An 18,559-nucleotide genomic window follows, 5' to 3' on the forward strand; every position below is an offset into this window, starting at 1 on the left:
TTGTGGCTGTGGGGGGGGGGGGGGGGGGGGGGGGGGGGGGGGGTGTGTTTCTTTCCCCCCCCCGCGGTGATGCTTGGCGCGGGGGATGCCGCGATGACGCCGGCGCCGGTTGAACGCGTCGGCGGGAGACCCGCAGACCCTGCGACACCGTCAGCCATAGGGTGGACCGGCACGCGCAGTCGGGTCTCCCGTCCACGCGTTCGACGATCGCCGGCATGGACGCGGCGTATCCAGCGTCAACGATCACCATAGGGTGGGCCAGAGGCGCAGTCGGGCTCCCCACCCTCCCCCACGAAACCGATATCGCTATGCGAAAAACGCGGCAACGCTCGTACGTACGGACGAAAAAAAACGCACCATGCGGTGCGTTCAATTCGGGTCACGTTCCGGCCGTTTAGCGGTGCTAACAGCTTCTGTCAAACGTGGTGTCTCCTCGAATTACTCCGGTATGAATTACCGTGCTTTTGTATGTGCTCCCCAAACCAGTGTGTTCTGTGCTGCCTTCGCACCATGTCAGTGCGAGAAGTCCCCATCATAACGCAAGTGTTTCAGGGAAGCGTATCTTTTTGTCCACACTGTCAGAAAATTTATTTTACTTATAAAGAATTCATATAAGGCAATTTGTGCTACGTCAATACAGCTACCGGCCCACGTCACGATTGATCGCGCGCACGATGTCCTTGCCGATGCGCGCTTCCATCTGGGTGTACACCGGCATCATGGCGCGCCGCCATTCGGCCTGCTGCTGCGGGCTCAGGGTGTGGATGGTGGTGGTGCCGGCGCGGCGGATCGCTTCCAGCGCGGCGTCGTTGGTGCGCTGGGCGATGGTTTTTTCGTAGGCGGTGGCTTCCGTCATGGCGCGTTCGAGGGTCGAACGCAGATCCGAGGGCAAGCCGTCCCAGAACTTCTTGTTGACGATCACCGCATAGCCCAGGTAGCCGTGGTTGGACACGGTCAGGTGCTTCTGGCTCTCGTGCATCTTCTGGGTATACATGTTCGACGGCGTGTTCTCGGTGCCCTCCACCACGCCGTCGCGCAGCGCGGGCGCGGTTTCCGAAAAGGCCAGCACCTGGGGCCGGGCACCGAGCGCGCGCATCTGGGCGTCGAGCACCTTCGAGGCCTGGATGCGCATGCGCAGGCCGCGGAAGTCGCTTGGCGCCAGCAGCGGCTTGTTCGCCGACATGACCTTGAAACCATTGTCCCAGTACGCCAGGCCGGTGATGCCCTTGGGCTCCAGCTTGCGCAGCAAGTCCTTGCCGATCGGCCCTTCGGTCACCGCGTACAGCGCGGCCTTCGATGGGAAGATATACGGCAGGTCGAAGGCCTCGAATTCCTTCACGCCCAGGGGCGAGAACTTGGCCAGCGACGGCGCCAGCATCTGCACCGCGCCCAGCTGCAGGGCCTCGAGTTCCTCGCGGTCCTTGTAGAGCTGGCTGTTCGGATAGACCTCGACCCGCACCCGTCCCTTGCTCATCCGCTCGGCCAGCTGCTTGAAGCGTTCGGCGGCTTGTCCCTTGGGCGTGTCGGGCGCGACCACGTGGCTGAACTTGATGACGATCGGTCCCTGCGCCTGGGCACTGACACTGAGTGCCGCGGCCAGCGCCCCGACCAGGGCTTTGATCTGCATGGCGGTTCGGTTCTTCCTGATGAAACGTTAATATGGCGGTAGAGCCAGTGTGGAGGGCAGGCCTGCTCCTCGCCATCGTGGACTTCCACAATAGCCCGACAGTGTAACCAAGTACAAGGCAAGGCATGAAAAATCCGTTCGCGCAGCCGTCTCCGGAGCAGCGCTCGCGCCCCTGGCGCTGGCTGGTGCCGGTGCTGCTGGTGCTGCTGTTCCTCGCGGTGCTGATCTGGCTGCCCTGGCAGGCGCGCCAGATGGAAAGCAACGAGCGCCAGGAACAGCTGATCGCCGACACCCTGTGGGTGGAGCAGACCCTGCGCTTCGAGCTGGCGCGCAGCGAGGAAGCCCTGGCCGCCCTGGGCGCCGACCTGGTGGTCGCGCCGCCCGCCCCCGCCGTGCTGAAGGCGCGCATGGCGCAGATGTTCAAGAACGGCCCCGAACTGGTGCGCGTGGTCTGGCTCGACGCCAGGGGCAAGCCGCTGGCCTCCCACGGCGCCGACCTGCCGGCCGCCGGCCTGCCCGAGGCCACCGTCCAGGCCGCGGAGATGGCGCACGCCACCCGGCGCGGACGCTACAGCGAACCCTATGGCGCCACGCCCTCGACCCACGGCCTGATCGACTTCTACCTGCCCCTGTACCGCCAGGGCGAATACCAGGGCAGCCTGGTGGCCACCCACAGCCTGCAGGTGCTGCTGAACGAAACCGTGCCCTGGTGGTTCGCGCAAGACAACGCCCTGGCCCTGCTCGACCGCCAGGACCATGTGGTGGCACAGCGCGCCGCCGGCGGCCCGGGACGGGGGATCTACACCCACCGGCGCGACCTCGACCTGCCGGGTGCGCTCGTGGCCCTGTCGACCGACAGCGTCAAGGGCGCGCCCCAGCTGCTGCCCAACCTGCTGGTGGGCTCGGTGATCGTGCTGGCCCTGGGCCTGGTGCTGAGCCTGGTCGCCCTGTGGCGCCACATCTCGCGCACCCTGGCGGCCGAGGCCGCGCTGCGCCAGCAGATGGCCTTCCGCACCGCGATGGAGAATTCGCTGCTCACCGGCCTGCGCGCGCGCGACCTCGAGGGCCGGGTCACCTACGTCAACCGCGCCTTCTGCCAGATCGTCGGCCTGCCCGAGGAAGAACTGGTGGGCAAGAAGCCACCCATGCCCTACTGGGCGCCGGAAGCCATGGCCGACTACGAGGAGCGCTTCCGCGGCGTTTTATCCGGGAACATCACGCCCCAGTTCGAGACCGTGTTCCAGCGTTCGGACGGCGTGCGGGTGCCGGTGCTGGTGTTCGAGGCGCCGCTGGTGGACGTCTACGGCAAGCAGACCGGCTGGATGAGCTCGGTCCTCGACATCACCGACCGCAAGCGCGTCGAGGAACTCAACCGCCAGCAGGAAGAAAAGCTGCAGGCCAGCGCGCGCCTGGCGACCATGGGCGAAATCTCCTCGATGCTGGCGCACGAACTGAACCAGCCGCTGGCGGCGATATCCAGCTATACGGCGGGCGCCCTCAACATGCTGGAACGGGCCGGTGCCGGCGGCGGCGAGGTCCAGCCCGGCATGCTCAAGCGCGCACTGGAGCAGGCGCGCCAGCAGGCCCAGCGCGCCGGCCAGATCATCCGCAGCGTGCACGAGTTCGTCAAGAAGCGCGAGCCGCTGCGCGAGGAGGTCACGATCCGCAGCGTGGTCGAGGGCGTGCGCGCCCTGGTCGAACTGCAGGCGCGCCAGGCGGCCGTGGCGCTGCGGGTCGAACTGCCGGCCGACCTGCCGCCGGTGCTGGCCGACCGCATCCTGCTCGAGCAGGTGCTGCTGAACCTGACCCGCAACGCGATCGAGGCCATGCAGGACACGCCGCCAGAGCAGCGCGTGCTGCGCATCCTGGCCGCGAGCGGGCGCAGCCAGGTGTCGGTGTCGGTCATCGACCGCGGCCATGGCATCGCCCCCGAGGTCGCCGAGCGCCTGTTCTCACCCTTCCACTCGACCAAGGCGGAAGGCATGGGCATGGGCCTGTCGATCTGCCGCACCGCGATCGAGTTCCATGGCGGCACCCTGACCCACGCGCCCAACCCGGCCGGCGGCACCATCTTCACCTTCGCACTGCCGGCCCAAGCGGCGGCCCCGGCGCTGGGCTAAAATCCGGGAATAACAAACTGAGCAACAACGGAGACGCACAGCATGCTGCACATCGTCGATGACGAAGAAGTCGTTCGGGACGCCCTGGCCTGGCTGGCGCAATCGCGCGGCCTGGAAGCGCGCGGCTACCCGGGCGGCCAGGAATTCCTCGACCAGCTGCGCCAGCCCGACGAGGGCGGCGATTGCGTGCTGCTAGACGTGCGCATGCCGGGCATGAACGGCATCGCCGTGTTCGACCAGCTGGTCACGCGCGGCCTGCTGCCGCGCCTGCCGGTGATCTTCCTGACCGGCCACGGCGACGTGCCGATGGCGGTCGATTCGCTCAAGCGCGGCGCCTTCGATTTCTTCGAGAAACCCTTCAACGACAACATGCTGATGGACCGGGTCGAGGAAGCCCTGGGCGCCTCGCGCAAGGCCGCCGCCTCGGCCGTCGTGCAGGCGCGCCTGGCCACCTTGTCGGCGCGCGAGCGCGAGGTGCTGGACCTGATCCTGGCAGGCATGATGAACAAGGTCGTGGCCGACAAGCTCGGCATCAGCATGCGCACGGTCGAGGTGCACCGCGCCCATATCTTCGACAAGATGCAGGTCAAGACCGCGGTCGAGCTGGCCGGACTGCTGAAATAAGCCAAGCATTCTTACCGCACAACAAGCGTCTCGGGATTTCGGGGAAGCCTTGTAAAATGAAACTGAACGTGGCGCGCGGACCGGTCCGGCTGCGCGCCCGAGCACTTTCTTTTAGGGGTAGTCCAAATGAACGAAAAGACAGTGGCGGACAAGATGTTCCTGAGGACGGCAAAGTCGATGCTCATCCTCAACGGCCAGGTCAATCCGGGCGTGGTGTCGCAGATGCCCGCCGAGCTCGTCAAGGAAGGCGACGGCCCCTTCGACGTGATCCTGATGTTCTGCATGCACCGCAAGGACCTCGAGCACTATCTGCCGCTGGCGAAGGAAAAGCTGGGCGACAAGGGCTCGCTCTGGATCGCCTACCTCAAGCAGACGGCGTCCAAGGCCACCGATATCAACCGCGATTCGATCAATGAGTTTGCCAAGGAAAACGGCATCACCGGCGTGGCGATGATCTCGATCGACGGCGACTGGTCGGCGCTGCGCTCCAAGCGCATCGAAGTATGAAGACGCCCGCCTGTGATTGACGACTTACCGAACATGGCGGGCGAGCGCCCAGGCGACATGTTCGCGCACCAGCTCGGACGGGTGTGCGGCGCGTGCGCGCAGGGCCGCCACGATGCCGGGGTCGCCGCGGCGCTCGCCGGCGGCATTGCCTAGCCCCACCGCCAGGTTGCGCAGCCAGCGCTCGTGGCCGATGCGGCGGATCGGACTGCCTTCCATGCGGCGGTTGAATTCTTCTTCTTCCCACCCGAACAGTTCCACCATGCTTGCCTCGCCCAGGCCGTTGCGCTCGTCGAAGTCCGGCAACTGCGCCCGCTGCGCGAACTTGTTCCAGGGGCAGGCCAGCTGGCAATCGTCGCAGCCGTAGATGCGGTTGCCGATCAGGGGCCGCAGCTCCTCGGGAATGCTGCCCTTGAGTTCGATCGTCAGGTAGGAAATGCAGCGCCGCGCATCCAGCCGGCCCGGCCCCAGGATGGCCTGGGTCGGGCAGACGTCGATGCAGGCCCGGCACCCGCCGCAGTGCGCGCCGGTGGGCGGATCGACCGGCAGCGGCAGGTCGACCAGGATCTCGCCGATGAAGAAGGTCGAGCCGGCGTCGCGCGACAGCAGCAGGGTGTGCTTGCCGCGCCAGCCCAGGCCAGCCTTCTCGGCCAGCGGCAATTCCATCACGGGAGCGGAATCGGTGAATACGCGGTAGCCCAGTTCGCCCACCGCCGCCTTCACGCGCTCGGCCAGCTGCTGCAGGCGGTTGCGCAGCACCTTGTGGTAATCGCGGCCACGGGCATACACCGACACCACGGCCGCCCCCGGATCGCGCTGGCGCGCGCTTTCCTGTTCGCGCCACTCCGCGCCGCGCGCTTGCGGCAGGTAATCCATGCGCGCCACGATGGCGCGCACCGTGCCCGGCACCAGTTCGGCGGGACGCGCACGCTTCATGCCATGGCTTGCCATATAATCCATCTCGCCATGGCAGCCCGCATCCAGCCAGGCTTGCAGGCCGGCTTCCAGGTGCGCCAGGTCGACGTCGGCGATGCGCACGTCGGCGAAGCCCAGCTCCGCGCCCCATCCCTTGATGGTGCGCGCGAGTTCTGGCAGGGTGGTCGGATCGAGAGGGACGGTCGGCATGGCGGGATGGACAACATTGCGGCTCTAGTGAACGCCGCCTGAATACACAAGATCAAGCACGCTATTTTATTCGATGCAGCCTTACAAAGCTTACCTGGCCGACGAATCGGCAACGGCCGCCCTGGGCGCGGCGCTGGCCCGCGCCATCGTGCCCGGACTGGTGATCTACCTGCACGGCGACCTGGGCGCCGGCAAGACCGCCCTCACCCGTGCGCTGATCCAGGCCGCCGGCCACAAAGGCACGGTGAAGAGCCCGACCTATACCTTGTCGGAACCCTACCGCGTGAGCCTGGATGGCAAAGCCGCCAACATTATCCATTACGACCTGTACCGGATGGCGAGTCCCGAGGAATTCCTGGACGCGGGCTTCCGCGAGGACTTCGACGGACGCAACATCTGCATCGTCGAGTGGCCGGAAAAAGGCGAGCCGGTGTTGCCGCCACCCGACGTCAGGGTATTGCTCAATGTCAGTGGACTCGGCCGTGAGGTAGAATTGCAGCCGTTGTCCGATTTGGGTCTGCTATGCCTCGACCGTCTCGCCCCCGCACTTCCCCGCTAATCCCCGGATCGCCGCGCCGCCGCACCCTGCTCAAGGCCGGGGGAACGCTGCTGCTGTCCGTGATGTCCCCGCTGCCCGCCAGCGCGGCGCAGATCCTGGCCGTGCGCGTCTGGCCCGCGCCCGACTACACGCGGGTGACCCTGGAGAACGACACCAATCTCAAGACCGAGCACTTCCTGGTGCCCGATCCGCCGCGCCTGGTGGTCGACATCGAGGGCCTGGGCCTGAACAGCACCCTGAAAAGCCTGGTCGCCAAGATCGAGTCGAACGACCCCTACATCAAGCAGGTGCGGGTCGGCCAGAACCGGCCGAACGTGGTGCGCCTGGTGTTCGACCTGAAGGAAGCCGTCAAGCCCGAGGTGCTGACCCTGGCCCCGGTGGCGGGCTACCAGCACCGCCTGATCTTCGACCTGTATCCGCTCAAGCCGGTCGACCCGATCGCCGCCATGATCGAAAAAGGCGAATGGAGCACCGTGCCGGCGCCCAGCGCGCCCGGCAACCCGGCCCTGGGCGAACCGGTCGCCGGTGCGCCGCCGGTGCAGATCCCGACCCCGGCGCCGCTTCCAGCGCCAACTGCACCGCCCGCCCAGCAGAGCCCCGTGCCCGACGCGATCGCGCGCATGGAAGCCGAGATGTCGGGCCTCGACGGCGCGCCGCCGGTCCAGCCGGTGCAACCGCCGCCATCCAGTGCGAAGAACGTGCCGAAGGCCCCGGCCCAGAAGGTCACGCGCATGGTCACCATCGCGCTCGACCCGGGCCATGGCGGCGAAGACCCGGGCGCGATCGGCGCGCGCGGCAGCCGCGAGAAGGACATCGTGCTGGCGGTGGCCAAGCGCCTCAAGGCCAGGCTGGAACAACTACCCAATACGCGCGTGATGCTGACCCGCGACGGCGACTACTTCGTGCCGCTCGGGACCCGCGTGCAAAAGGCGCGCAAGGTCGACGCCGACCTGTTCGTCTCGATCCACGCCGACGCCTGGATCTCGCCGACGGCGCGCGGCTCCTCGGTCTTCGTGCTGTCGGAAAAAGGCGCCAGCTCGAGCGCGGCGCGCTGGCTGGCGAACGACCAGAACAAGGCCGACCTGATCGGCGGCGCCAGCTACGCGACCGCCGACAAGCAGCTCGCGAGCGTGCTGTTCGACCTCTCGACCACGGCCCAGATCAACGACAGCCTCAAGCTCGGCAAGGCTGTGCTGGGCGAGATCGGCGGCATCAACCGCCTGCACAAGGCGGCCGTCGAACAGGCCGGCTTCGCGGTGCTGAAGGCCCCGGACATCCCATCGATCCTGGTCGAGACGGCTTTCATCTCGAATCCGGAAGAGGAAGCGAAGCTGAACGACGACGGCTACCAGGACAAGCTGGCGGATGCCATCACCAAGGGCATCCGCCGCTATTTCGCCGACAACCCGCCTATGGCCAAGAGCCGCCAGACCTGACATGGACCACACCGTTTTCGGGCAGCTGCCCGCGATCCGCATCGCATCAAACGACGGGGCCGAAGCCATCGTCACCCTGTATGGCGCGCACCTGGTGTCGTGGAAGGGGGCGGATGGCCGGGAGCGCATGTTCTGCAGCACGCGGTCCGCGCTGGACGGCAACAAGGCGATCCGCGGCGGGGTGCCGGTGATCTTTCCGCAGTTCGCGGAGCGCGGTACCGGAATGCGCCACGGCTTTGCGCGCGTCAGCACCTGGCGGCTGGAAGACAGCGGCGAGGGCTGGGCGGTGTTCGGCTTGAACGAGGGCGACCTGTCCGACAAACTGGCGGCGGGATGGCCGCATCGCTTCGCCCTGTCGTTGCGGGTCGGCGTGCAGGGCAACGAGCTCACGATGGCGCTCACGGTGCGCAATACCGGCGAAGCGCCCTTCCCGTTCGCGGCGGCGCTGCATACCTATCACCTGGTGCCGGAGCTGGAGGATGTGCGCATCGATGGCGTGGCGGCGCAGACCCTGGTGATCGAGGACAAGCTGGACGAGGTGTACCAGCGCATTGCCGGGGCGATCACCATGTCGACCGGCGAGCGCGTCGTGAAGCTGGAGCAGGAAGGCTTCACGGATGCGGTGGTGTGGAATCCGGGGGCGGCGGATGCGGCGGCCTTGTCGGACATGGAGGATGAGGAGTACCGGCGCTTCGTGTGCATCGAGCCGGCGCTGCTCGATCCGCATACGCTGGCACCTGGCCAATCTTGGGAAGGCCGCTACCGCATCTCCTGACTTCAGCCCCCACCCTTAGCACGTCGTTCCGGCGAAGGCCCACTGCTGTCCGGGATATGCGATACCTCTGCCTTTGCAGAGGGTTTGTAGCAGAATTAGCAATATTTGTGCTGCCAGGAGCAAATTTTAACCGTTAGCTCGTCATACGCGCCACCGGCGCCTACGACTTCCCGCGAAGGCGGGAACCCAAGTTCGTTGCAGGCTGTTAGCGTTTGTTGTGGCTACTCACGCAAACTTGGGTCCCCGCCTTCGCGGGGATGACGATTTTCAGCTAGGTGAAATTATCCCGGACAGCAGTGGGCGAAGGCCGGAACCCAAGTTCGTCGCGTATTACTGTCTTCACACGTAGCGGGCGCGCAAGCAAAATTGGATTCAGGCCTTCGCCGGAATGACGTGCTGAAGATGGTGGTGAACATATCAGTTGTAGTGCTTCACGCTCCCTAAAACGCCCGATGCCCCCATCGGGCGTTTTGCATTTGCACGCCCTCCATTGATTTACCGTATTTACAACAGTGACCAACTCTCCCACGAATCGCCCTTGTTTGTCATATGTATGTCATGCCAACCTGACAAATTTGCAGTTTCTATAACTAAAGAAGGGGAGACACATGCATCACTCATTCAAGCTGCTGCCGCTGGCCCTGGCGCTCGGCTTCGGCCATGCCGCCCTGGCTTCGGAAGCCGACCACCGCGAATTCGAAGCCACCCTGCACGCGCCTTTCAAGGCGGCCACCGCGCAGGAGGGCCGAACCTTCGCACTGAAGTTCAGCTATCCCTTTGTCGAGCAGCCCCAGGACGTCGCCTGGCGCCTCGAACTGGTCGACAGCGCGCAGCGCGTCATCGCACGCTGGCACGGCACGGAACGGCTGACGAACAAGCCGGTCGAGGCCAAGGTCCACTGGAGCGGCCGCGCCGGCGACCCGGCCCTGCGCGACGGCGTCTACCAGGTGCGCCTGGTGGCGCTGGCGAAGGATGCCGAGGGTGCGCGCGCCCGCAAGCTCTCCGGCGACGACGTCGACGTCCTGCTCGAGGGCGAGGACGGTCACCGGGTCGAACAGGCCTGGGACATCGCCGTCGGCGAACCGGGCGCGGTGCCGATGCCGGCCTTCCGCGCCCTGCCTACGGGCTCGGGCCCCGGTGCGCAGAAGGCGGCGCCGGGCATGGTCTCGCCCTCCTCGGTCCCGGCCACGGCCTCGCTGCCCTATACCGTCTACTACGCCAACCTGCACAGCCAGACCAACCACAGCGACGGCGGCGCGGCGGTGTCGTCCTGCAGCAGTTCGGAAAGCCCGCAGGCGGGCGCCTACGGGCCGGCCGACGCCTACGCCTATGCCAAGGGCAAGGGCCTCGACATCCTGCTGACGTCCGAGCACAACCACATGTACGACGGCTCGTCCTCGACCAACACCTCGGCCAGTCCGGCCACCGCCAAGGCGCTCTACCAGGCCGGCCTGAAGGCGGCCTCCGACTTCAACCTGGCCAACCCGAACTTCCTGGCCGTGTATGGCCTGGAATGGGGCGTGATCAGCAACGGCGGCCACCTGAACATCCTCAACAGCCCCGAGCTGCTGGAGTGGGAATACAACAGCAGCAACCAGCTGCTGGGCGACACCTTCACCGCCAAGAACGATTACGCGGGCCTGTACACCCTGATGAAGAACCGCGGCTGGATCGGCCAGTTCAACCATCCCGAGACCAGCGGCCAGTTCCTCGTCAACGGCGTGCCGCTCGGTTACACGGCCGACGGCGACCAGGCGATGGTGCTGTGCGAAGTGATGAACACCTCGGCCTTCTCGTCCAACACCAGCGAGACCGAAACCGGCCGCAGCACCTACGAGAGCGCCTGCAAGAAGGCGCTCGAGGCGGGCTTCCACGTGGCCTTCGCCACCAACCAGGACAACCATTGCGCCAACTGGGGCGCGTCCTATACCAACCGCACCGGCGTCCTGATCCCGGCCGGCACCGCGCTGACCAACGCCAGCTTCGTCGAGGCGCTGAAGGCGCGCCGCGTGTTCGCGACCATGGACAAGCAGTCGCAGCTGGTGTTGACTGCGAACGGCCGCGTGATGGGCGAGCGCTTCACCAACAGCGGCCCGCTGAACCTGGTGGCCAACTTCGCCAACAGCGCGGGCAAGACCGTGTCCTCGGTGGCGATCTTCGAAGGCGTCCCGAAACGCAACGGCACCGTCACCCAGCTGTCGAGCAGCGCCAGCACCACGGTCACGCCGAGCAACGGCGAGCATTTCTACTATGCCAAGGTGACGCAAAGCGACGGCAAGATCCTGTGGTCGGCGCCGGTCTGGGTCACGCAGGGCACGTCCAGCGCGAGCCAGCTGCTGGCCAACCCGGGCTTCGAATCGGGCGCCGCCTCGTGGACCGCGTCCAGCGGCGTGATCAACAACAGCACGGGCACCCCGGCGCGCAGCGGCAGCTACAAGGCCAAGCTGAACGGCTACGGCACGGCGCGCACGGATACGCTCACCCAGCAGGTGACGATTCCGTCCGGCGCGGCCAGCGCCAGCCTGTCGTTCTGGCTGCAGGTCCAGTCGGCGGAAACCACCACCACGACCGCCTACGACAAGCTCCAGGCGCAGGTGCGCAACAGCAGCGGCACGGTGCTGGCGACGCTGGCGACCTATTCGAACCTGAACAAGGGGAGCAGCTACGTGCAGAAGAGCTTCGACCTGTCGGCCTACAAGGGGCAGACGGTGCAGATCCACTTCAGCGGGACGGAAGGGTCGATGCTGCAGACGACCTTCCTGGTCGATGATGTGGCGGTGACGGTGCAGTAATGTCGTTCAGCCGGCCGAAACACCGTCACTGCCGCCAGTGGCGGGAATGACGGTGTTTCGGCTGTGGGCTGCGATAGTCTTAACTTGGCTCATCAAATAAAAAACCCGGCAGCGCCGGGTTTTTCACTTCTTACATCGATTCCTTGATCATCCGCCCATTACTCGCCTGCACCGGCCGCGAATTGAGCGGATACAGCCGCGAGAACAAGGCCATCTGCTGCGGCGAGGCCGTCATCGGGTGCTTCATCACCAGCCACAGCACGTCCTCCGTGCAAGGCGGCGTGGTCAGCGAACCCATGTAGGTGAAGTATTCGCGCTTCTCGGGCAGGATCTCGTTCACGTCCAGCACGATCGACGGCGCCACCGTGGTCTGCTTTTCCAGCGGCAGGTTGTTCCACACGGTCTGGATCATCGGGTTGGCCTTGCCCCGTTCGAGCAGCACCGCCAGCACGGCCAGCTTGCCGTCGTAGCTCTTGTGCACCAGGTGCACCACCATCTCGGTGCCCTTGCCGTTGATGCGCTCTTCCGACGGGCGGTGGAAGTGGAACTGCTGCAGTTCGTAGGTCGTGTTGCCGACCGTGAGGAAGTTGCCGCCGCCGACGTTCACCTGGATGGTGTGGCCGTTGTCGATCTCGTTGAAGGAGCTCGGGTGGTAGTCGAAAGCGATGTGTTCGAGGTCGACCTTCATGCCGTCGCGCAGGTCGATCGGCGACTGGCGCTTGCCGGTCGAGCACTTGGCCCAGCTCGAATTGATGTTGGCCCAGTTGGCCGGGCCGAATTCGCCGTCGTAGCTCCAGTGGGTGCCGTTCTTGGGCGCATGCTCCTTGGCGGCCGCGGCGGCCGCGGCCAGGGCTTCCCGCTTGCGCTTGGCGTCCGCGGCCTTGCGGGCGCGGGCGGCGGCCTGGGCGCGCGCTTCCTGCTTGGCGCGCAGCTCGGCCAGCTTCTCGGCGATGCGCACCGACAGGTCGATTTCGGCCTCTTCCTCGGACTTCTTGGCGGCCGCCGGCACCGGCGTCACGGACGCCTTCAGGTCCGGCTTGATCGACGCCTTGACGAGTTCAGGTTTGGCCGCCTTCGGGGCGGGATCGTTCGCGCTTGCCGTCGCCATGACCAGGCTGAGAGCGAACAGGGCGATGAGGTGTCGCATGGGATTCCAGATGAGTGGGCTTACTCCACCCTTATCGGCGCGAATGGCCGCAAACTTGAGTGCGCTGAAGCAACAAAGCCGCAGAATCTGCGGCCTTGTCCAGGATGCTAGCAAGCTTGCCAATCAGCGGCTGAGCACGCGCCGGCTGAACTTGTACAGCCCGCCGATCGCCAGCGGCACCACGGCCGCGCTCACACCGATCAGCACGATCTCGGTCAGGTGGTCGCGGATGATCGGGATGTTGCCGAAGAAGTAGCCGCCGGTGACCAGGCTGGCCACCCACAGGACCGCGCCGGCAATGTTGTACATCTGGAAGCGTGCGCTCGTCATGTCCGACACGCCCGCCACGAAAGGCGCGAAGGTGCGCACCACCGGCACGAAACGGGCCAGGATGATGGTCTTGCCGCCGTGCTTCTCGAAGAACTCGTGGGTGCGGGTCAGCGCATCCTTGTTGATCCAGCGGTAGTTGTGCGTGAACATGCGGTGGCCGACGGCCTCGCCGATGTAGTAATTCAAGGTATTGCCCGTGATCGCCGCGATCATGAGCAGCGCCATCAGGAGCGGATAGTTCATCTGGCCGGTGGCGCAGAAGGCGCCGGCGATGAACAGCAGGGTATCCCCGGGGAAGAAGAACAGGACCACCAGGCCCGTCTCGCAGAACACGATGGCGAACAGCACGATGTAGACGTAGGTGCCGTACTGGGCCAGCAGGGTGCCCAGTGTCTTATCGACATGCAGGATCATGTCGAAGAATTGCATCAGATCCATAATTTTCCTAAAGGGTAGCCTTACATCATACCATCAGTCGCTTGCCGAAAATGGGGCCGGGGTGGGGTCCGGCCTGATTTCCCCGCACACGGCACTTGCTGCTTTGTCAGCATTCCGGATTACAATCCGGCGATACCCGATAACAAGCGGCATCGGCCGCGACGAGGAGACCCCAGCATGGTATTGACGACCGCCCACCGCTCCACGCTTGCCCTGGCCCTGCTGGCTTCGGCGAGCGCGTTCGCCGCCCCGGCCAAGGCGCCCAAGGAACTGCCGCCCAAGCCCTCGGTGGCGGACGTGGTGAAGGCCTCCAAGCCCGCCGAATGGCGCCCGCTCGACCCCGAGAACACGATGGTTATCGAGCTGCCGGCCGGTCGCGTGATCGTCGAACTGGCCCCCGCCTTCGCCCCCAACACGGCCGCCAACATCCGCGCCCTGGTGCGCGAGAACTACTTCGACGGCCTGTTCGTCATGCGCGCCCAGGACGGCTTCGTGGTGCAGTGGGGCGACCCGGACGAAGAGAATCCGAAACCCTTCAAGGCGCCCAAGACCGTCAAGGCCGAGTTCACCGTGCCGATCAAGGGCGCCGGCGCGTTTACCCGCCTGAAGGAACCGGACGTGTACGCGCCCCAGGTCGGCCACGCCAACGGTTTCCCGGCGGCGCGCGACCCGGCCACCGGCGAGACCTGGCTGCCGCACTGCTACGGCATGGTGGGCGTGGCGCGCGACAACGGCGCCGATACCGGCAACGGCTCCCAGCTGTACACCGTCATCGGCCACGCACCGCGCCACCTGGACCGCAACATCACGGTGGTGGGCCGGGTCGTGCACGGCATGCCGCTGCTCACCGTGATGCCGCGCGGGACCGGGGCGGCCGGCTTCTACGAGAAGCCCGAGCAGCGCACGCCGATTACCAGGGTGCGCATGGCGGCCGATCTGCCGGAGAACGAGCGCAGCAAGCTCGAGGTGATGCGGACGGATAGCGCGTCGTTCCAGGCTGTGATCGAGGCGCAGCGCAATCGCGGCGGGCCGTGGACCAAGGTGGCGGCGGGGCGGATTGATTTGTGTAATGCGCCGATTCAGGTGAGGGAGCAAAAGTAAGCGTTAACGGATTGCGAACAAGCTTGGGTTCCCGCCTTCGCGGGAATGACGGGCTTGAATATGCCACTTGCGCATGAGCCGTCATTCCCGCGAAGGCGGGAACCTAAGTTTGCAAAAGCGCCACTAACGCCATTCCCACCATTGCCCTTTTACCGCCGAGCCTGATCCGCATCAAGCACGCCGCGATATAATCGCCGCATGAACGCCCCCGCCCTGACTTTCCGCCCCATCCAGCAACTCCCCGACCAGCTCATCTCCCAGATCGCCGCAGGCGAAGTGGTCGAGCGGCCTTCGGCCGTGGTCAAGGAATTGCTGGAAAACGCGCTCGACGCGGGGTCGACCCAGATCACCGTGCGCCTGGAAGAAGGCGGGGTCAAGCGCATCGCCATCACCGACAACGGGCGCGGCATTCCGCCCGAGGAATTGCCGCTGGCCCTGGCCCGCCATGCCACCTCGAAGATCGCCTCGCTGACCGACCTCGAGAACGTGTCCACCCTGGGATTCCGCGGCGAGGCGCTGGCCTCGATCGCGGCGGTGGCCTCGGTGCGGGTCACCTCGCGCACCGCCGGTTCGCCGCATGCCTACGAGATCGTCGGCTCGCACCACGGCGCCGTCTCGCCCTCGTCGGGCGCCTTCGGCACCACCATCGACGTGCAGGACCTGTACTTCAACACGCCGGCGCGGCGCAAGTTCCTCAAGTCGGAGCAGACCGAGTACGCCCACTGCGCCGAGGTCGTGCGCCGCATCGCGCTGGCGCGGCCGGACGTGTCCTTCAGCCTGACCCACAACGGCCGCACCATCGACCACTGGAACGTGAGCGAGCCGGCGCGCCGCAGCGCCCAGATCCTGGGCGGCGACTTCGCCGAGGCGCGCCTGGCGCTGGACGAATCGGCCGGCCCGCTGCGCCTGCACGGCTATGTCGGCCTGCCGACCGCCTCCAAGGCGCGCGCCGACGGCCAGTTCTTCTACGTGAACGGGCGCTTCGTGCGCGACAAGCTGCTGGTGCACGCGGTGCGCGCGGCCTACCAGGACGTGCTGCACGGCGACCGCTTCCCGTCCTATGTGCTGGCGCTCGAGCTCGATCCGGCCCTGGTCGACGTCAACGTGCACCCGTCCAAGATCGAGGTGCGCTTCCGCGACAGCCGCGCCGTGCACCAGTTCGTGTTCCACGCGGTCCAGCGCACCCTGGCCCAGACCTCGGCCACCGCCCACGGCAGCGCGCCGGCGCCGATCAGCGCGGCCGAGATCAAGCCCAGCGGCACGCCGGTCTGGCAAGCGCGCCCACATGAACAGACTTCCTTCGGCGCCCAGCTGGCGCCGACCTTCTCGCCCTCGCCCTTCGCGCCCGGCAGCCGCTGGGACGAGCCGCGCGCGGGCGTGACGCAAAGCACCGAAGCCTATGGCGCGCTGTTCGCCGCGAACGAGAGCGCGCGTCCGGCCCCGCAGGCGCAGTCGCCGATGTCCGTGCCGCTGTCGGCGCTCGAGCGTCCGCTGTCGAACGAGGACTTCCCGCTCGGTTTCGCCCTGGCCCAGCTGCACGGCATCTACATCCTGGCCCAGAACACCAAGGGCCTGGTGCTGGTCGACATGCACGCGGCGCACGAGCGCATCCTCTACGAGCAGCTCAAGCAAGCGCTGGATGCGCGCCTTGACGGCCAGGAAGAGATGCAGGTGCAGGCGATGCTGATCCCCGTCACCTTCTATGCCGACGCGGTCGAAGTGGCGACCGCCCAGGACCACGGGGACACGCTCAAGGCGCTCGGCTTCGACATCGCGGCGTTGTCGCCCACTACCCTGGCGGTGCGCTCGGTGCCCTCGCTGCTGAAGAACGCCGACGCCCAGACCCTGGCGCGCGACGTGCTGCGCGATGTGCGCGAATACGGCGGCTCGCGGGTGCTGGTCGAGCGCCGCAACGAACTGCTGGGCACCCTCGCCTGCCACACGGCGGTGCGCGCCAACCGCATCCTCAGCACTCCGGAAATGAACGCCTTGCTGCGCCAGATGGAAAGCACCGAGCGCGCCGACCAGTGCAACCACGGCCGCCCGACCTGGGTCCAGCTCGAGATCGCCGCGCTCGACAAGCTTTTCCTGCGCGGCCAATGATGGCGACGCCGAAGAAACCGATGGCGGTGGCCATCATGGGCCCGACCGCGTCCGGCAAGACCGCCGCCGCGCTGGCGATCGCACGCGAGCATCCGGTGGAGATCATCTCGGTCGACTCGGCCCTGGTCTACCGCGAGATGGACATCGGCACCGCCAAGCCCACGGCCGAGGAACTGGCCAGCGCGCCCCACCACCTGATCGACATCCTCGACCCGCTCGAGTCCTATTCGGTGGCCCAGTTCAGCGCCGACACCATCCGCCTGGTGGGCGAGATCCATGCGCGCGGCAGGCTGCCGCTGCTGGTGGGCGGCACCATGATGTACTTCAAGGGGCTGACCGACGGCCTGGACGACCTGCCGACCGCCGACGCGCAGGTACGCGCCGCGATCGAGGAAGACGCCGCACGCATCGGCTGGCCGGGCATGCACGCCAGGCTGGCGGCGCTGGACCCGGTCACGGCCGCGCGCCTGGCGCCGAACGACGCCCAGCGCATCAACCGCGCCCTCGAGATCATCGAACTGAGCGGCAAGCCGATGTCGGAACTGCTGGCGCGCCGCGCCAAGCCCGAGCTTCCTTTCGAGCTGCTGTCCTTTGCGCTCGAACCCTCGGACCGCAGCGTGCTGCACGGGCGCATCGCGCTGCGCTTCGACCAGATGCTGGGCGCCAGCGACGACACCGGCCTGGTGGCGGAAGTGCAGCGCCTGCGCGCGCGCGGCGACCTGCACCCGGCCCTGCCCTCGATGCGCTGCGTCGGCTACCGCCAGGCCTGGGAATACCTGGACGGCCAGATCGACCGCGCCGGGCTGCGCGAAACCGGCATCGTCGCCACGCGCCAGCTGGCCAAGCGCCAGCTCACCTGGCTGCGCGCGATGCCGCAACGGATCGTGCTCGACTGCCTGGGACCGGACCCGGCGCCGGCCATGCTTGCGCACTTGGCAAGCTTATCCAGGTAGCATCCGCCGCCGTAGCGATCAAGCGGCTGGGCGTGGGATGCGCGCCACAGGTTTTTCTAAATGTAAATTTCCTGTGGTAATGTGTATCAATCCTTTAGCATCTCGCGCTGACCAGCAACACGGTGGCGCGCCACCGCCTTCCGCATGACGACTTCTTTCCTCCGCTACGGCGTCCTCGCAGCGACCGCCGCCCTGCTTGCCGCCTGCTCGAGCACGCCCACCGTCGCCACCAAGGGCGCTTCCACGACCGTTCCGTCGAAGTATTACCTGAACGACGGCCCCATGAAGGGCATTACCCAGGAGATGGTCGACGCCATTCCCGAGCCGGTGCCGAAGCGCGAACCCCTGAGCAAATGGGCGAAGCGTCCGTACGAGGTGCTCGGCAAGAAATTCACGCCGATGACCGAGCTGGCGCCGTTCAAGCAGCGCGGCCGGGGCTCCTGGTACGGCACCCGCTATCACGGCAAGAAGGGCTCGATCGGCGAGCCCTACGACATGATGCAGCTGACCGCCGCCCACCCGACCCTGCCGCTGCCCTCCTATGCCCGCGTCACCAACCTGGAGAACGGCAAGAGCGTGGTGGTGCGCCTGAACGACCGCGGCCCCTTCCTGCACGACCGTATCATCGACCTGTCCTACGCGGCCGCGATGCGGCTCGGCTATGCCGGCAAGGGCAGCGCGGACCTGGAAGTCGAGCTCCTGCTTCCCTGAATTTCGGGTATGCTGGTTCTCTTCGTGCCCTGAGGCGACGCTTTTTTGCACCACGGCACAAGATCGAACCTTGACAGGGGACGAGGCAGCCGTGATAATGCCTGCCGTTGCGGTGATATAGCTCAGCTGGTTAGAGCACAGCACTCATAATGCTGGGGTCGGTGGTTCAAGTCCACCTATCACCACCAAGAATTCCAAGCGAATGGCTTGACTC

At 66.3% G+C, this 18,559-nt stretch carries 15 protein-coding genes and 1 tRNA gene; 12 read left to right on the forward strand and 4 right to left on the reverse strand.

Translation table 11 applies throughout. The annotated features are described in order from the left end of the window. Window positions 1-640: 640 nt before the first annotated feature. Window positions 641-1,627, reverse strand: a complete 987-nt coding sequence (locus V7778_RS05885; RefSeq protein ID WP_335552722.1) for a TRAP transporter substrate-binding protein — start codon at window positions 1,625-1,627, stop codon at window positions 641-643. Between the two features lie 125 nt (window positions 1,628-1,752). Between V7778_RS05885 and V7778_RS05890 the strand changes: the two genes are divergently transcribed. The 3 genes from V7778_RS05890 (at window position 1,753) to V7778_RS05900 (ending at window position 4,878) form a co-directional block, all read left to right on the forward strand. Next, entirely contained in the window at window positions 1,753-3,747 is a 1,995-nt protein-coding gene (locus V7778_RS05890) for a sensor histidine kinase (RefSeq protein WP_335552724.1), read from the forward strand. Between the two features lie 42 nt (window positions 3,748-3,789). Continuing rightward, the gene (locus tag V7778_RS05895; protein WP_211521169.1) at window positions 3,790-4,371 is read left to right on the forward strand and encodes a response regulator transcription factor; all 582 of its coding nucleotides are present in this window, start codon (window positions 3,790-3,792) and stop codon (window positions 4,369-4,371) included. Between the two features lie 126 nt (window positions 4,372-4,497). After that, window positions 4,498-4,878, forward strand: coding sequence for a DUF3052 family protein (locus V7778_RS05900; RefSeq protein WP_335552727.1), 381 nt, complete (start codon window positions 4,498-4,500; stop codon window positions 4,876-4,878). 24 nt (window positions 4,879-4,902) lie between these two features. Here the strand turns inward: V7778_RS05900 and queG are convergent, their stop codons facing one another. Further along, complete coding sequence (gene queG, locus V7778_RS05905) at window positions 4,903-6,000, reverse strand: tRNA epoxyqueuosine(34) reductase QueG (RefSeq protein ID WP_335552729.1); 1,098 nt, start codon at window positions 5,998-6,000, stop codon at window positions 4,903-4,905. A 73-nt stretch (window positions 6,001-6,073) separates the two neighbouring features. On the opposite strand from queG, the gene tsaE reads away from it, so the two are divergent. The 4 genes from tsaE (at window position 6,074) to V7778_RS05925 (ending at window position 11,562) form a co-directional block, all read left to right on the forward strand. Continuing rightward, entirely contained in the window at window positions 6,074-6,559 is a 486-nt protein-coding gene (gene tsaE, locus V7778_RS05910; RefSeq protein WP_335552731.1) for a tRNA (adenosine(37)-N6)-threonylcarbamoyltransferase complex ATPase subunit type 1 TsaE, read from the forward strand. Continuing rightward, window positions 6,523-7,995: an N-acetylmuramoyl-L-alanine amidase gene (locus tag V7778_RS05915; protein ID WP_335552734.1), complete on the forward strand. Its 1,473-nt coding sequence runs from the start codon at window positions 6,523-6,525 to the stop codon at window positions 7,993-7,995. The genes tsaE and V7778_RS05915 overlap by 37 nt, the downstream gene beginning before the upstream one ends. 1 nt (window position 7,996) lies before the next feature. Continuing rightward, entirely contained in the window at window positions 7,997-8,770 is a 774-nt protein-coding gene (locus V7778_RS05920; protein ID WP_335552736.1) for a D-hexose-6-phosphate mutarotase, read from the forward strand. A 608-nt stretch (window positions 8,771-9,378) separates the two neighbouring features. Beyond that, on the forward strand, window positions 9,379-11,562 hold the full coding sequence (locus V7778_RS05925; RefSeq protein ID WP_335552738.1) for a CehA/McbA family metallohydrolase: 2,184 nt from the start codon (window positions 9,379-9,381) through the stop codon (window positions 11,560-11,562). 130 nt (window positions 11,563-11,692) lie between these two features. Here V7778_RS05925 and V7778_RS05930 read toward each other — a convergent pair whose 3' ends face one another. Next, window positions 11,693-12,709 (reverse strand): carbonic anhydrase, encoded by a 1,017-nt coding sequence (locus V7778_RS05930; protein ID WP_335552740.1) that lies wholly within the window; start codon window positions 12,707-12,709, stop codon window positions 11,693-11,695. A 123-nt stretch (window positions 12,710-12,832) separates the two neighbouring features. Further along, complete coding sequence (locus V7778_RS05935; protein WP_335552742.1) at window positions 12,833-13,477, reverse strand: VTT domain-containing protein; 645 nt, start codon at window positions 13,475-13,477, stop codon at window positions 12,833-12,835. A gap of 177 nt (window positions 13,478-13,654) precedes the next feature. Here V7778_RS05935 and V7778_RS05940 point away from each other — a divergent pair, with 177 nt between their 5' ends. The 5 genes from V7778_RS05940 to V7778_RS05960 all read left to right on the forward strand — a co-directional run bounded on the left by V7778_RS05940 (window position 13,655) and on the right by V7778_RS05960 (window position 18,533). Next, window positions 13,655-14,578: a peptidylprolyl isomerase gene (locus V7778_RS05940; protein WP_335552744.1), complete on the forward strand. Its 924-nt coding sequence runs from the start codon at window positions 13,655-13,657 to the stop codon at window positions 14,576-14,578. Between the two features lie 198 nt (window positions 14,579-14,776). Further along, entirely contained in the window at window positions 14,777-16,681 is a 1,905-nt protein-coding gene (mutL, locus tag V7778_RS05945) for a DNA mismatch repair endonuclease MutL (RefSeq protein ID WP_335552746.1), read from the forward strand. Next, a complete protein-coding gene (gene miaA, locus V7778_RS05950) occupies window positions 16,678-17,634 on the forward strand; it encodes a tRNA (adenosine(37)-N6)-dimethylallyltransferase MiaA (RefSeq protein ID WP_442920698.1) in 957 nt (318 codons plus the stop codon). The genes mutL and miaA overlap by 4 nt, the downstream gene beginning before the upstream one ends. Window positions 17,635-17,778: 144 nt before the next feature. Beyond that, a complete protein-coding gene (locus tag V7778_RS05955) occupies window positions 17,779-18,345 on the forward strand; it encodes a septal ring lytic transglycosylase RlpA family protein (protein ID WP_335552748.1) in 567 nt (188 codons plus the stop codon). A 111-nt stretch (window positions 18,346-18,456) separates the two neighbouring features. Beyond that, window positions 18,457-18,533: transfer RNA gene (locus V7778_RS05960), tRNA-Met, on the forward strand. Window positions 18,534-18,559: the final 26 nt, after the last annotated feature.

The sequence above is a fragment of the Massilia sp. DD77 genome, assembly GCF_036961685.1.
Classification (GTDB): Bacteria; Pseudomonadota; Gammaproteobacteria; order Burkholderiales; family Burkholderiaceae_D; genus Telluria.

Bases quoted from the DNA above. Each gene is read 5' to 3' on its own strand.
- V7778_RS05885 (WP_335552722.1), bottom strand. From the start codon at position 1,627: ATGCAGATCAAAGCCCTGGTCGGGGCGCTGGCCGCGGCACTCAGTGTC.
- V7778_RS05890 (WP_335552724.1), top strand. From the start codon at position 1,753: ATGAAAAATCCGTTCGCGCAGCCGTCTCCGGAGCAGCGCTCGCGCCCC.
- V7778_RS05895 (WP_211521169.1), top strand. From the start codon at position 3,790: ATGCTGCACATCGTCGATGACGAAGAAGTCGTTCGGGACGCCCTGGCC.
- V7778_RS05900 (WP_335552727.1), top strand. From the start codon at position 4,498: ATGAACGAAAAGACAGTGGCGGACAAGATGTTCCTGAGGACGGCAAAG.
- queG (WP_335552729.1), bottom strand. From the start codon at position 6,000: ATGCCGACCGTCCCTCTCGATCCGACCACCCTGCCAGAACTCGCGCGC.
- tsaE (WP_335552731.1), top strand. From the start codon at position 6,074: ATGCAGCCTTACAAAGCTTACCTGGCCGACGAATCGGCAACGGCCGCC.
- V7778_RS05915 (WP_335552734.1), top strand. From the start codon at position 6,523: ATGCCTCGACCGTCTCGCCCCCGCACTTCCCCGCTAATCCCCGGATCG.
- V7778_RS05920 (WP_335552736.1), top strand. From the start codon at position 7,997: ATGGACCACACCGTTTTCGGGCAGCTGCCCGCGATCCGCATCGCATCA.
- V7778_RS05925 (WP_335552738.1), top strand. From the start codon at position 9,379: ATGCATCACTCATTCAAGCTGCTGCCGCTGGCCCTGGCGCTCGGCTTC.
- V7778_RS05930 (WP_335552740.1), bottom strand. From the start codon at position 12,709: ATGCGACACCTCATCGCCCTGTTCGCTCTCAGCCTGGTCATGGCGACG.
- V7778_RS05935 (WP_335552742.1), bottom strand. From the start codon at position 13,477: ATGGATCTGATGCAATTCTTCGACATGATCCTGCATGTCGATAAGACA.
- V7778_RS05940 (WP_335552744.1), top strand. From the start codon at position 13,655: ATGGTATTGACGACCGCCCACCGCTCCACGCTTGCCCTGGCCCTGCTG.
- mutL (WP_335552746.1), top strand. From the start codon at position 14,777: ATGAACGCCCCCGCCCTGACTTTCCGCCCCATCCAGCAACTCCCCGAC.
- miaA (WP_442920698.1), top strand. From the start codon at position 16,678: ATGATGGCGACGCCGAAGAAACCGATGGCGGTGGCCATCATGGGCCCG.
- V7778_RS05955 (WP_335552748.1), top strand. From the start codon at position 17,779: ATGACGACTTCTTTCCTCCGCTACGGCGTCCTCGCAGCGACCGCCGCC.